13 protein-coding genes and 1 pseudogene are annotated in these 11,316 nt (G+C 70.7%); 5 read left to right on the top strand and 9 right to left on the bottom strand.

The window, feature by feature from the left end:
* The 3 genes from AOJ26_RS39585 to AOJ26_RS39595 form a co-directional block, all read right to left on the bottom strand.
* Positions 1 to 410 (bottom strand): thiol-disulfide oxidoreductase DCC family protein (locus AOJ26_RS39585; protein ID WP_053853180.1); only part of this gene is annotated, 410 nt, incomplete at its 3' end.
* Complete coding sequence (locus AOJ26_RS39590; RefSeq protein WP_053853181.1) at positions 407 to 802, bottom strand: hypothetical protein; 396 nt, start codon at positions 800 to 802, stop codon at positions 407 to 409. The genes AOJ26_RS39585 and AOJ26_RS39590, both read right to left, overlap by 4 nt.
* Before the next feature lie 178 nt (positions 803 to 980).
* Positions 981 to 1,331 (bottom strand): VOC family protein, encoded by a 351-nt coding sequence (locus AOJ26_RS39595; protein ID WP_053853182.1) that lies wholly within the window; start codon positions 1,329 to 1,331, stop codon positions 981 to 983.
* Between the two features lie 127 nt (positions 1,332 to 1,458).
* Here AOJ26_RS39595 and AOJ26_RS39600 point away from each other — a divergent pair, with 127 nt between their 5' ends.
* From AOJ26_RS39600 to AOJ26_RS39615, 4 genes are all read left to right on the top strand, one after another.
* Complete coding sequence (locus AOJ26_RS39600; protein ID WP_053853183.1) at positions 1,459 to 1,893, top strand: TM2 domain-containing protein; 435 nt, start codon at positions 1,459 to 1,461, stop codon at positions 1,891 to 1,893.
* Positions 1,865 to 2,320, top strand: a complete 456-nt coding sequence (locus AOJ26_RS39605) for a DUF2752 domain-containing protein (RefSeq protein ID WP_373413188.1) — start codon at positions 1,865 to 1,867, stop codon at positions 2,318 to 2,320. Before AOJ26_RS39600 ends, AOJ26_RS39605 begins: the two co-directional genes overlap by 29 nt.
* Before the next feature lie 74 nt (positions 2,321 to 2,394).
* Entirely contained in the window at positions 2,395 to 2,787 is a 393-nt protein-coding gene (locus AOJ26_RS39610) for a hypothetical protein (RefSeq protein WP_053853184.1), read from the top strand.
* A gap of 2 nt (positions 2,788 to 2,789) precedes the next feature.
* Positions 2,790 to 5,252, top strand: a complete 2,463-nt coding sequence (locus AOJ26_RS39615; RefSeq protein ID WP_053853185.1) for a DUF4132 domain-containing protein — start codon at positions 2,790 to 2,792, stop codon at positions 5,250 to 5,252.
* A 21-nt stretch (positions 5,253 to 5,273) separates the two neighbouring features.
* Here AOJ26_RS39615 and AOJ26_RS39620 read toward each other — a convergent pair whose 3' ends face one another.
* The 6 genes from AOJ26_RS39620 to AOJ26_RS39645 all read right to left on the bottom strand — a co-directional run bounded on the left by AOJ26_RS39620 (position 5,274) and on the right by AOJ26_RS39645 (position 10,933).
* Positions 5,274 to 6,548 carry a M48 family metallopeptidase gene (locus AOJ26_RS39620; RefSeq protein ID WP_053853186.1) on the bottom strand — a complete coding sequence of 425 codons (1,275 nt, stop codon included), beginning with the start codon at positions 6,546 to 6,548 and terminating at the stop codon, positions 5,274 to 5,276.
* Positions 6,549 to 6,746: 198 nt separating this feature from the next.
* A complete protein-coding gene (locus AOJ26_RS39625) occupies positions 6,747 to 7,526 on the bottom strand; it encodes a succinate dehydrogenase iron-sulfur subunit (RefSeq protein ID WP_053853187.1) in 780 nt (259 codons plus the stop codon).
* Entirely contained in the window at positions 7,526 to 9,280 is a 1,755-nt protein-coding gene (sdhA, locus tag AOJ26_RS39630) for a succinate dehydrogenase flavoprotein subunit (RefSeq protein ID WP_053853188.1), read from the bottom strand. The genes AOJ26_RS39625 and sdhA overlap by 1 nt, the downstream gene beginning before the upstream one ends.
* A gap of 19 nt (positions 9,281 to 9,299) precedes the next feature.
* Positions 9,300 to 9,782 carry a succinate dehydrogenase hydrophobic membrane anchor subunit gene (locus AOJ26_RS39635; protein ID WP_053853189.1) on the bottom strand — a complete coding sequence of 161 codons (483 nt, stop codon included), beginning with the start codon at positions 9,780 to 9,782 and terminating at the stop codon, positions 9,300 to 9,302.
* Between the two features lie 5 nt (positions 9,783 to 9,787).
* Positions 9,788 to 10,168, bottom strand: a complete 381-nt coding sequence (gene sdhC, locus AOJ26_RS39640) for a succinate dehydrogenase, cytochrome b556 subunit (protein WP_007384241.1) — start codon at positions 10,166 to 10,168, stop codon at positions 9,788 to 9,790.
* 252 nt (positions 10,169 to 10,420) lie between these two features.
* Positions 10,421 to 10,933: a 2-oxo-4-hydroxy-4-carboxy-5-ureidoimidazoline decarboxylase gene (locus AOJ26_RS39645; RefSeq protein ID WP_053853190.1), complete on the bottom strand. Its 513-nt coding sequence runs from the start codon at positions 10,931 to 10,933 to the stop codon at positions 10,421 to 10,423.
* 155 nt (positions 10,934 to 11,088) lie between these two features.
* Between AOJ26_RS39645 and AOJ26_RS44770 the strand changes: the two are divergent.
* Positions 11,089 to 11,316 (top strand): annotated as a pseudogene (locus AOJ26_RS44770) (beta-N-acetylglucosaminidase); the annotation flags it as partial.

Consider the following 11,316-nt stretch of genomic DNA (forward strand, 5'->3'; position numbering starts at 1 on the left):
CCAGGAGGCCGGCGCCCCCCTGGGCCCCGCGCCCGCCACTTCGCCGCGGCGAGCACGGCCCCCCTGGCGAACCGGGCGCCCGAGGGTGTGCTGAGGCGATGCGCGAGTCCCCTGTGCTCGCGCAGCGCCCACAGCGTGACGATCCAGGCGGCCGCGGAGCGGTAGACCTGCCCGGAGTCGCCGACCACGGTGATCTCGTCGAGCGTGGCCCGGTGGTCCAGCCCGGGGAACCGCCGCCGGGCCTCCTCCGAGGCGGCCGGCACCAGTTCCAGCGGCACCAACTGCGGCTGCCGTACGAGCCAGTCGCGCAGGAAGGCGCAGAGTGAGCACTCGGCGTCGTAGAGGACGGTGAGCCGGCGGACCGGAGTCATCCGGTCCGGCCGGTCCGCCGTGGTGGCGTCCGCCGTCATGCCCGGACCCAGTCCTGCGGCGCGACCGGCGGCACCTGCTCGCGCTCCATGGCACCGCGCCTGCGGATCCGGTTGAGGACGTACACGTTGGCCAGGTGCATCACGCCGAGCACCAGCAGCACCACGCCCAGCTTGGTGGACAGGGCCTCGAAGATGCCGCGGGTGTCCTCGATCGTGCCGTCGCCGCTGAGGTACAGGGCGACGAACCCGAGGTTCACGAGGTAGAAGCCGACCACCAGGAGGTGGTTGACGGCCTCGGCGAGCTTCTCGTTCCCGCGCAGCACGTCGGCGAGGAAGATCCGTCCGTTCCTGCTGAGCGTGCGGGCCACCCAGACCGTCAGGGCGATGCTGACGACGAGGTAGATGACGTAGGCGACGACCGTGCGGTCCATGCGCCTCCCCCTTCTTGAACGCGTTCAAAACGCTGACGGGAGAGACTCTAGACCTACTTTTGAACGTGTTCAACTCATTGGCGGAGAGGTCTGCGTCACGCGTGCGCGTGCCCCTTTCTCAGGTGCGCCGGGCGAGCTCCGGACGTTTGGTGTAGTCGGTGAGGCCGAGGACGTTGCCTCAGGGGTCCGCCATCTCGACCGTCCAGCCGGTGGCCACCGAGAAGGGCTCGTCGAGCAGTTCGACGCCGGCGGCGCGCAGCTCCCGGGCGGCGGACCTGGCGTCCGGGACCTCCAGCCACACGCGCGTGGCGGGCCACGGCGGCGGCCGGTGCCCCAGTCCCTCCTCCTGTCGGAGCAGGATCCCGGGCGTCTCGCCGCCGACCTTCAGCAGGGCGATCCCGGCCTCGTCGAGCCGGAAGCCCACGCTGAAGCCCGCGCGCTCGTAGAAGGGGACGGCCTCGGCGAGGTTCCCGACGGGCAGCAGCACGTTGTCGAAGCCGAGCAGTTCGTACGACAGGTCATCTGACATGTCGTCAGATTAGGCCCGGGGTCCCGGAACGGGCTTCTGCGACGCGGTGTCCGTCGGGCATGATGACCGGGCTCATTGTCGTCTTTTCACGCGGGTCATCCCGCTTCGGTCCCCAGGAGCAGTCCCCTTGAGCGAACAGCAGGGCCACGAACAGCAGGACCCCAAGCAGGGCCCGCCGCCGGGATACCAGCAGCCGGGACCGCAGCCGGGCTACCCGCCGCCGGGGCAGCCGGGCCCGCACCAGCAGGGCTACCCGCCTCCCGGGTTCCCGCCGCCGGGCTACTACCCGCCCCCCGGGACGTACACCGGAGACCCCAACGCCCCCTACGGCTACGACCCGTACGGACGTCCGTACTCCGACAAGTCGAAGGTCATCGCGGGCATCCTCCAGCTCACCCTCGGCGGCTTCGGCGTCGGGCGCTTCTACCTCGGCAACGTGGGGATGGGGCTCGCCCAGCTCTTCACCTGCGGCGGCCTGGGCGTCTGGTCGCTGATCGACGGCATCCTCCTGCTCACCGGGAACGACCACACCGATGAACACGGCCGGATCCTCCGCAGCTAGGGCACGGGGGACCGAACCCCCGCTGTCTCCGCCGCCCCCGCGGCGCTCCCCGCTCCGTCACCCCGCGGCGGCACCCGCGGCGGTGCTGGCCGCGGGCGCCGCCGGTGCCGGATACCTCTACGGGACCGACCCGCACGAGCCCGGCCACGTCCTGCCGCAGTGCCCGTTCCGCATGCTCACCGGGCTGCTCTGCCCCGCCTGCGGCGGCACCCGCATGGTGTACGACCTGATGCACGGCCACTTCACCGAGGCCTGGCTCGACAACCGCGTCCTGCTGCTCGCCTCGCCGTACGCCCTCGTCCTGCTGGGCCGCTGGGCGTGGGCGGGCCTGCGCGGCCGCCGCCGGCGCCTCACGCTGAGCCCCCGGGCGCAGGTGGCCGTCCTCGCGCTCGCCGTGGCCTGGACGGTGGCCCGCAACATCGTCTAGTCCCGGCCCGCCGGACAGGCCCCGGCCCTCCCGTCCGCGGCCCGTTGTCAGTGCCGGCTCGTACTGTCGTCGGCATGGGAATCGTGACGTTCGTCGACGAGACGACAAGCGGGAGCCGCAGCGACGGCTGGGGTCTGGAGATCGCCGAGGAGCGGCTCACCGTGCGCGAGCTGATCCGCCGCCGGGTCTTCCAGGAGGTCGCCGAGTACAACGCGCACACACCCGCCGTCTTCCAGGGCCTGGTCCAGCCCGAGGACGCCGAACGCGTGCTGAACGGCTACGCGTTGCGCACGCCCCGCCGCATAAACCCCGAGACCCAGACCGAGCTCGCGCTCCGGGCCTTCACGGGCAACGGCTTCCTGGTGCTGGTCGGCGACCGCCAGGTCACCCGGCTCGACGAGGAGATCGACCTCGTGCTCGGCACCGAGGTGACGTTCCTGAAGCTCGTCCCGCTGGTGGGTGGCTGACCATGGGCCAGATCCAGAAGTACAAGGACCTGATCGGCCGCCGCGTCGCCGACGACCAACCGGAGGAGCTCGCCGCCGACCTGCTCAGGGCCGCGTCCGTCAACAACGGCAACTGGACCGGTCTGTGGGAGGGCGTCCTCGCCCGGCTGCACGACCTGCCGCCGGAGACGCGGTCGCGGATCGCCGACGGCCTCGTGGCGCAGTACCACTCGGAGCAGGCGGGCCCGATCGCCCGGGAGAACACGCTGGTCCTGCTGGGCATCGTCTCCCGCGACCTGCCGCCGCACGACCGCCTGACGGCGGAGCGCCTGGCCCTGCTCGACACGATCTCCCGGCAGCACTCCTTCTGGTACGGCGCCCGCTACGAGGACCTCGTCGAGGCGGAGCTGGCCGCGGGCCGCCCGATCGCACCCGCCGTCGTCGCCACCGTCCGCCGGGCCGTCCTGCACGCCTACCGGAACGAGGACCTGCCCAGGACGGCGAAGAAGCTGACCGAGCCGCCCCTCAACGTCGGCGAGGAGTGGGCCGAGGAAGCCCTGCGCGAGACCGACGCCGGCTGGCGGCAGCTCCTGGCCCACATGACGACCGCCACCGCCGCCAAGCCCTCCGCCAAGTGGGACAAGCAGGCCACCGCTCTGGCCGGCGCGCTCGGCCCCGACCGCGTCCGTGCGGCGGTGATCCGCTGGCTCGCCCTCGTCGGCCGCCCCCGCACCTTCGAACTGGACCGCGGCCGCTACGAACCGGACGTCAACAGCGCCTACGACCCCTACAACGCCAACGCCCTCCGCGGCCTCGCCTGGCTGCTCTCCCTGCTGCCGCCGCACCCCGACACCGCCCGCGCCCTCGGCGCCCTCGTCGAGACGTCCCTCAAGAAGGTCGCCGGCATCGGCCCCCGCAACCCGAAGGTCGCCAACGCCGGGGTCAACGCCCTCGCCCGCATCGACAGCGAGGCCGCCCTCGCCGAACTGGCCCGGCTGGCCACCAGAGTGACGTACAAGAACACCGCCAAACTGCTCGACGCGGCTCTGGAGGCCCGTGCCGTCGCCCTGGGCCTCAGCCGCGAGGAGATCGAGGAACTGGCTGTACCGGCGTACGGCCTGACCGAGGTCGGCCGCGCCGAGCACCGGCTCGGCGAGGCCACCGCCGTCCTCGAAGTCCACGGTTCCAAAGCCGTGCTCACCTGGACCAACGCGAACGGCAAACAGCTCCAGGGCGTGCCCGCCGCCGTACGACGGGACCACGCGGAGGACCTGAAGGAGCTCAAGGCGGCCGTCAAGGACATCGACAGGATGCTGTCGGCCCAGAGCGAGCGTCTGGACCGCCAGTTCCTCGCCGACCGCACCTGGTCCTACGCCACCTGGCGCGAGCGCTACCTCGACCACCCGCTGGTGGGCACCCTGGCCCGCCGCCTCCTGTGGACGGTGGACGGCACCACGGCCTGTCACGCCGACGGCGCCCTGCGCACGCTCACCGACACCCCGGTCACCGACGGCACGGAGGTCCGCCTCTGGCACCCGGTGGACCACACCCCCGCCGAGATTGTCGCCTGGCGCGACTGGCTGGAGCGGCACCGCATCACCCAGCCCTTCAAACAGGCCCACCGCGAGGTCTACCTGCTCACCGACGCCGAGCGCGCCACCGGCACCTACTCCAACCGCTTCGCCGCCCACATCCTGCGCCAGCACCAGTTCCACTCCCTGGCGGCGGCGCGGGGCTGGACCGACAGGCTGCGTCTGGCCGTGGACGACGAGCTCCCCCCGCCCACCCGCGACCTGCCGCGCTGGGGCCTGCGCGCCGAGTTCTGGATCGAGGGCGAGGGCGGCGAGGACTACTCGGACATCACCGACTCCGGGACCTTCCTGCGGCTGCGCACCGACCAGGTCCGCTTCTACCCGATCGACGCCCCGGAGAACTCGGCGCACTGCGCGGGCGGCGCGTACCACATGTGGCTGCGCGACGGAGCGGACCCGGTCGACCCCCTGCCGCTGTCCGGCATCCCGCCCCTGGTCCTCTCCGAAGTCCTGCGCGACGTGGACCTGTTCGTCGGCGTGGCCAGCATCGGCAACGACCCCACCTGGCAGGACGGCGGCCCCGGCGGCCGCTTCCAGGAGTACTGGACGTCGTACGGCTTCGGAGAGCTCAACCAGAGCGCCGAGACCCGACGTCTGCTCCTGGACCGCCTGATCCCGAGGCTCGCGATAGCCGACCGCTGCACCCTGGAGGGCCGCTTCCTCCACGTCAAGGGCGACCGGCACACCTACAAGATCCACCTCGGCTCGGGCAACATCCTCCGCACCCCGAACGACCAGTACCTGTGCATCGTCCCGAAGTCCGACCCGGCCGCCCCGCAGGCCGGTTACCTCCCCTACGAGGGCGACCGCATGCTCGCGGTCATCCTCAGCAAGGCGATGATGCTGGCGGACGACACGAGGATCACCGACCCGACGATCCTCAGCCAGTTGTGACGGACCCGGCTCAGGGCGCCGTCACCGGTGGTCGTAGCCGTCCCTGACGACCTCCCGGGCCAGCGTCCTGCGCACGTCCGCCAGCTCACCGGCGATCCGCTCGGACCGGCCGGGGTCCGCCGTCACCGAGGCGGGCACCGGCGGGCCCTCCAGCAGGAGCCGGCGCCGCAGATGGGTCGGCGGGTGACTCGCGTCGACGCTGTGGCCCCGGAGCGCCCCGGCCCGGCGCTGCCGCTCGTACTCGGACTCCGGGATCGAGTCCATGTGAGCGGCGAGCGCCTCCCACAGGCCTTCGGAGTCCTGCCCGGCGGTTCCGCCCCGTCCGCGCATCCGGCGGCCGTTGATCTCGCGGTGCAGCGTGGTGACGATCGAGTCGGCCACCAGCAGGCGGTCCATCACACCGGCCGCACCCTCCGTGGACCCGGTGCGGGCCGAGGCCGCGTCGGCCAGGTACTCACCGCGCTGGGCGGACGGGGCGGTCAGCAGGTCGAGCAGCGCCACCACCCCGGTGACCAGCAGGCGGAGCGGGACGCAGGCCAGATTGGTGATGGCGTGGATCACGTTCGGGTTCGGGATCGGCTGGAGGTAGTGCAGCCAGGTGTCCAGCGTCCGGAAGGCGGTACCCACGACCATGCCGTACCGGGTGTCGCCGTGGGTGAAGTGACCGAGCTCGTGCCCGAGGAGCGCGATGCGCTGCTGGGGGCTCAGCACCTCCCAGAGCGGCAGGCCCAGCGTCAGGAGCCGGCGCCGCAGCCCGAGCTGGGTCACGCTCGCGTTGGCCTCCACGTCGACGACGACGGCGTCCACGCTCCGGGTGCCCTGGGCGGCGGCGATCTCGTCGATCAGCGCGTACAGTTCGGGCGCCTGGGGCCGCAGCAGGACCCGGTCGTCGTCGGACAGCCGGTTCAGCCGCGGCCGCAGCGACCAGGCCAGCGCAAGGAAGAACAGCCCGAACGCCATGCCGAGCCCGCCCCACCCTGCGACCAGGCCCCACACGCCGACCGCGGCCAGCACGCAGGTCAGTCCGTGCACGGTGAGCGCGATCGCGTAGGCGAGCAGCCGGGACACGGTGCGCCCGCCGCTGTTCCCGGCCCGCAGTTCCGTGAACAGGAGTTCGCCGTAGTGCTGTGCGATCCTGTGGCGCACGCTCGCCAGCCCGCGTTTCCGCTCCCCGGGCCCCTGCGGATCGACGTTCCAGTCGCAGGCGGCACACCAGGTGGTGAACCGCCGGTCCGTACGGATCTGCCCGCCGCACTGCGGGCACGACGACACGATCTCCTCTTCAGCGGTACGCACCGCTGCCCCCTCGCCCCCGTGGCCGCTCCCCAGAGGCCGCTCAGCTCATGACCGGCGAAGTGGATCACGCCCGGCACACCGCGCGCAATCCCCGTACCGGCTTCCGTTCCCGCGACCGCCCACGCGCCGGAAAGGACAGGGCCCCGCCCCCGGTGCGAACCGGGGAACGGGGCCCATCTCACCGCAGGAGAACGGGGATCAGAAGCGCCGGGTGATCAGCGCCCGCTTGACCTCCTGGATCGCCTTCGTGACCTCGATGCCGCGCGGACAGGCGTCCGTGCAGTTGAACGTCGTGCGGCAACGCCACACGCCGTCGCGGTCGTTGAGGATCTCCAGACGCTGCTCGCCCGCCTCGTCACGCGAGTCGAAGATGAAGCGGTGGGCGTTGACGATGGCCGCCGGACCGAAGTACTGGCCGTCGTTCCAGAAGACCGGGCACGAGGAGGTGCAGGCCGCGCAGAGGATGCACTTCGTGGTGTCGTCGAAGCGCTCGCGGTCCTCCGCCGACTGGAGGCGTTCCCGGGTCGGCTCGTTCGTGTCCTTCGTGATCAGGAAGGGCATCACGTCGCGGTACGCCTGGAAGAACGGCTCCATGTCGACCACGAGGTCCTTCAGGACCGTCAGGCCCTTGATGGGCTCGACCGTGATCGGCTTCGACGGGTTGATGTCCTTGATCAGCGTCTTGCACGCCAGACGGTTCTTGCCGTTGATCCGCATCGCGTCCGAGCCGCAGATGCCGTGCGCGCAGGAGCGGCGGAAGGTCAGCGAGCCGTCCTGCTCCCACTTGATCTTGTGCAGGGCGTCGAGGACACGTTCCTTCGGGTCGATCTCGAGCTGGAAGTCCTCCCAGGTCGCCTCCGCCGAGACTTCGGAGTTGAAGCGGCGGATCCGGAACGTGGCTGTGATGTACGGGGAGTCGGCGAAACCGGGCTCGGGCGTGCCGGCCGCGTCCGCCTTGTCCAGGGTCGGGGTTGCCATCAGTACTTACGCTCCATCGGCTGGTAGCGGGTCTGGACGACCGGCTTGTAGTCGAGTCGGACGGTCTCGGTGCCGTCGTCGCCCACCTCGCGGTACGCCATGGTGTGGCGCATGAAGTTGACGTCGTCGCGGTTGGGGTAGTCCTCGCGGTAGTGACCGCCGCGGGACTCCTTGCGGGCCAGCGCGGACACCGCCATGACCTCGGCGAGGTCCAGCAGGTTGCCGAGCTCGATGGCCTCCAGCAGGTCCGTGTTGAAGCGCCGGCCCTTGTCCTGGATCGCCACGTTCTTGTAGCGCTCGCGCAGCTCCGCGATCTTCTCGACCGCCGTCTTGATCGTCTGCTCGGTGCGGAACACCATGACGTTCGCGTCCATGGTCTCCTGCAGCTCGCGCCGCAGCACCGACACGCGCTCCGTGCCCGTCGAGGCCCGGAGCTGCTCCACCTGCGAGACCACGAACTCCGCCGGGTTCTCCGGCAGCTCCACGAAGTCCGCCTTCTGGCTGTACTCCGCCGCCGCGATGCCGGCCCTGCGACCGAACACGTTGATGTCCAGCAGGGAGTTCGTGCCCAGACGGTTCGCGCCGTGCACCGAGACGCAGGCGACCTCGCCGGCCGCGTACAGGCCCGGGACGACGGTGGTGTTGTCCGCCAGGACCTCACCCTCGACGTTCGTCGGGATGCCGCCCATCGCGTAGTGCGCGGTGGGCTGGATCGGAATCGGGTCCGTGTACGGCTCGATGCCCAGGTAGGTGCGGGCGAACTCGGTGATGTCCGGGAGCTTGGCGTCCAGCTGCTCCGGCGGCAGGTGCGTCAGGTCGAGGTAGACGTGGTCGCCCTCGGGACCGCAGCCGCGGCCCTCACGGATCTCCGTGTAGATGGAGCGGGACACGACGTCACGGGACGCGAGGTCCTTCATGACCGGCGCGTACTTCTCCATGAAGCGCTCGCCGTCCTTGTTGCGCAGGATGCCGCCCTCACCGCGGGCGCCCTCCGTCAGCAGGATGCCCATGCGCCAGATGCCGGTCGGGTGGAACTGGAAGAACTCCATGTCCTCCAGCGGCAGGCCCCGACGGTACACCGCGGCCTGGCCGTCACCGGTCAGGGTGTGCGCGTTGGACGTCACCTTGAAGAACTTGCCGCAGCCGCCGGACGCGTAGATCACGGCCTTCGCCTGGAAGACGTGGATCTCGCCGGTCGCCAGCTCGTACGCCACGACACCGGCCGACTTCTTGACGCCGTCGACCTCGGTGATCAGCTGGTCCAGGACGTAGAACTCGTTGAAGAACTCCACGCCCTCCTTCACGCAGTTCTGGTACAGCGTCTGAAGGATCATGTGGCCGGTGCGGTCGGCCGCGTAGCAGGAGCGGCGGACGGGCGCCTCACCGTGGTTGCGGGAGTGACCGCCGAAGCGCCGCTGGTCGATCGTGCCGTCGGGCGTCCGGTTGAACGGCAGGCCCATCTTCTCCAGGTCGAGGACCGAGTCGATGGCCTCCTTCGCCAGGATCTCCGCGGCGTCCTGGTCGACCAGGTAGTCACCACCCTTGACCGTGTCGAAGGTGTGCCACTCCCAGTTGTCCTCCTCCACGTTGGCCAGCGCGGCGGCCATGCCGCCCTGCGCGGCGCCCGTGTGGGAGCGGGTGGGGTAGAGCTTGGTCAGGACCGCGGTGCGGCTGCGCTTCGTCGACTCGATGGCCGCGCGCATGCCCGCGCCGCCGGCGCCGACGATGACGGTGTCGTACTTGTGGATCTTCATGATTCTCGCAGCCCCGTGCCTAGCGGATGTTCGGGTCGAAGGTGAAGATCACCAGCGTGCCCAGCAGGATGGTGAACACCGTGGCGGTGTAGAGCAGGCCCTTGAGCCACAGCCGGGTGTTCGGGCGCTCCGCGTAGTCGTTGATGATCGTGCGCAGGCCGTTGGCGCCGTGCAGCATCGCGAGCCACAGCATCATCAGGTCCCAGACCTGCCAGAACGGGGACGCCCAGCGGCCGGCCACGAAGGCGAAGCCGATCTTCGAGACGCCGCCGTCCAGCACGAGCTGGATCAGCAGGTGGCCGATGACCAGCACGACCAGCACGACACCCGACAGGCGCATGAACAGCCACGCGGCCATCTCGAAGTTGCCGCGGGTCGAGCGGGGGGTCTTCCTGGTGCGCTTGCGTGGGGCCTCGATCAGGGGCGCCGGGTTGTCGACGCCGTAGCCGGAGTCGCCCTCGACGGGGCCGATCCCGGACGCGGTGGTTTCAGTGGTCGCCATCGGTATCAGCTCCCGAACAGTTCACGAGCGGCGTGGCCGAGGACGGGGTAGATCGCCCCGATCATGAGCACGACCCACAGGCCCACGACGGACCAGAGCATCTGCTTCTGGTAGCGCGGGCCCTTCGACCAGAAGTCGACGGCGATGACGCGCAGGCCGTTGAGCGCGTGGAAGAGGATGGCGGCCACGAGGCCGTACTCCAGGCACGCGACGAGCGGGGTCTTGTACGTGGCTACGACCTTGTCGTAGTCCTCGGGTGAGACACGGACGAGAGCGGTGTCCAGCACGTGAACGAACAGGAAGAAGAAGATGAGGACGCCGGTGACTCGATGAGCCACCCAGGACCACATTCCTTCCCGGCCGCGGTACAGCGTTCCAGCCGGCACGGAAGTCCCTCCGGGAGCGGGGTGTCGGGGCCTGCCGGCTTGTGCTGTCGGTCGGGCCCGGCCGGGTACGGTCCACCGGCCCCCAGCATCGTAGCGACGTGTTGTCGGAACGCTTACGCCGGGCCTATCTGTGTGATCAAAGTGGCACGCGGATGGGTGAGCTATGCGGCTAATGGGGCGGCCCGGACGGCTATGTGCCGGGTGCGGGCCGTGGCGGCCGGTCGCGCCCGTGCGGCGGCGGCCGCAGGCCGACTACAGCCCCGCACCCCCGAGGAACCTCGCCAACCGTCCCCTCGCCGTGCGGCGGAGCTCCTCGGCCGCCACCACCCGTTCCTCCTCGGGATCGTTCGTCAATCGTGACCGGATGCCCGCCAGGACGTGGTCCAGGGCCTCGTCGGCGGGCAGACCGTCCAGACAGATGACGAAGGCGTGTCCGAAACGGGCCTCGTAGGCCGCGTGGGCCGCGCCCAGGGCCATGTGGGCCGCCGAGTAGCCGCCGTCCGGGAGCGCCGGGAGGGTCTCGGCCGCGAGGGCCTCGGAGAGGTCCGACGAGGTCAGGTCGTACGCCGCCTCGTCCGCGGCGGCGAGCAGCGCGTCCACGGTCGGGTAGGGGCGGTGGGCCACCACCCGCTCCGCCCAGCGCGGACTGCGCAGACACTCCAGGAGCAGGGGGCGCGCCTCGTCGGCGGGCGCGTTGTTGAAGGCGTCCAGGACGGTGGGCAGGGACGGTATGGCCAGTCGGCCGGGAGAATGTGTGGGCGTCACGTGTGTTTCGGCAGGGGAAGCTGTGAGAGGTGTGACCTCACGTTATCGAGTGTGGACATGACCTGTCCGACGGATGCCCGAATTTCACCCGCACGGGAGAGTTTCGGAACGTGTGGTGGACACGGCCGTGCCTCTTGAGGCCCTAGGTTGACGAGGTGAGCCAGCACAGGAAGCGACCGGAGAAGCAGACACGGGGGCTGATCGCGGGCGCGGTCGCCGTCACCGTCGTGGCCGGAGTAGGTCTCGGGCTGTGGGCGGGCGGCGACGGTGAGCCGGCCGGATCGGCCCGGTCCCGGGCCCAGTCACCCCAGGGCGGCAGGGCGGAGGGCTCCCGGGCCCCGTCCAGGGCCCCGAGCCCGACCCCCAGTCCCACCCGGTCCTAC

The sequence above is a fragment of the Streptomyces sp. NRRL B-24085 genome (assembly GCF_001282115.1).
GTDB lineage: Bacteria > Actinomycetota > Actinomycetes > Streptomycetales > Streptomycetaceae > Streptomyces.

Bases quoted from the DNA above. Each gene is read 5' to 3' on its own strand.
- AOJ26_RS39625 (WP_053853187.1), bottom strand. From the start codon at position 7,526: ATGGCAACCCCGACCCTGGACAAGGCGGACGCGGCCGGCACGCCCGAG.
- AOJ26_RS39615 (WP_053853185.1), top strand. From the start codon at position 2,790: ATGGGCCAGATCCAGAAGTACAAGGACCTGATCGGCCGCCGCGTCGCC.
- sdhA (WP_053853188.1), bottom strand. From the start codon at position 9,280: ATGAAGATCCACAAGTACGACACCGTCATCGTCGGCGCCGGCGGCGCG.
- AOJ26_RS39635 (WP_053853189.1), bottom strand. From the start codon at position 9,782: ATGGCGACCACTGAAACCACCGCGTCCGGGATCGGCCCCGTCGAGGGC.
- AOJ26_RS39610 (WP_053853184.1), top strand. From the start codon at position 2,395: ATGGGAATCGTGACGTTCGTCGACGAGACGACAAGCGGGAGCCGCAGC.
- AOJ26_RS39590 (WP_053853181.1), bottom strand. From the start codon at position 802: ATGGACCGCACGGTCGTCGCCTACGTCATCTACCTCGTCGTCAGCATC.
- AOJ26_RS39605 (WP_373413188.1), top strand. From the start codon at position 1,865: ATGAACACGGCCGGATCCTCCGCAGCTAGGGCACGGGGGACCGAACCC.
- AOJ26_RS39595 (WP_053853182.1), bottom strand. From the start codon at position 1,331: ATGTCAGATGACCTGTCGTACGAACTGCTCGGCTTCGACAACGTGCTG.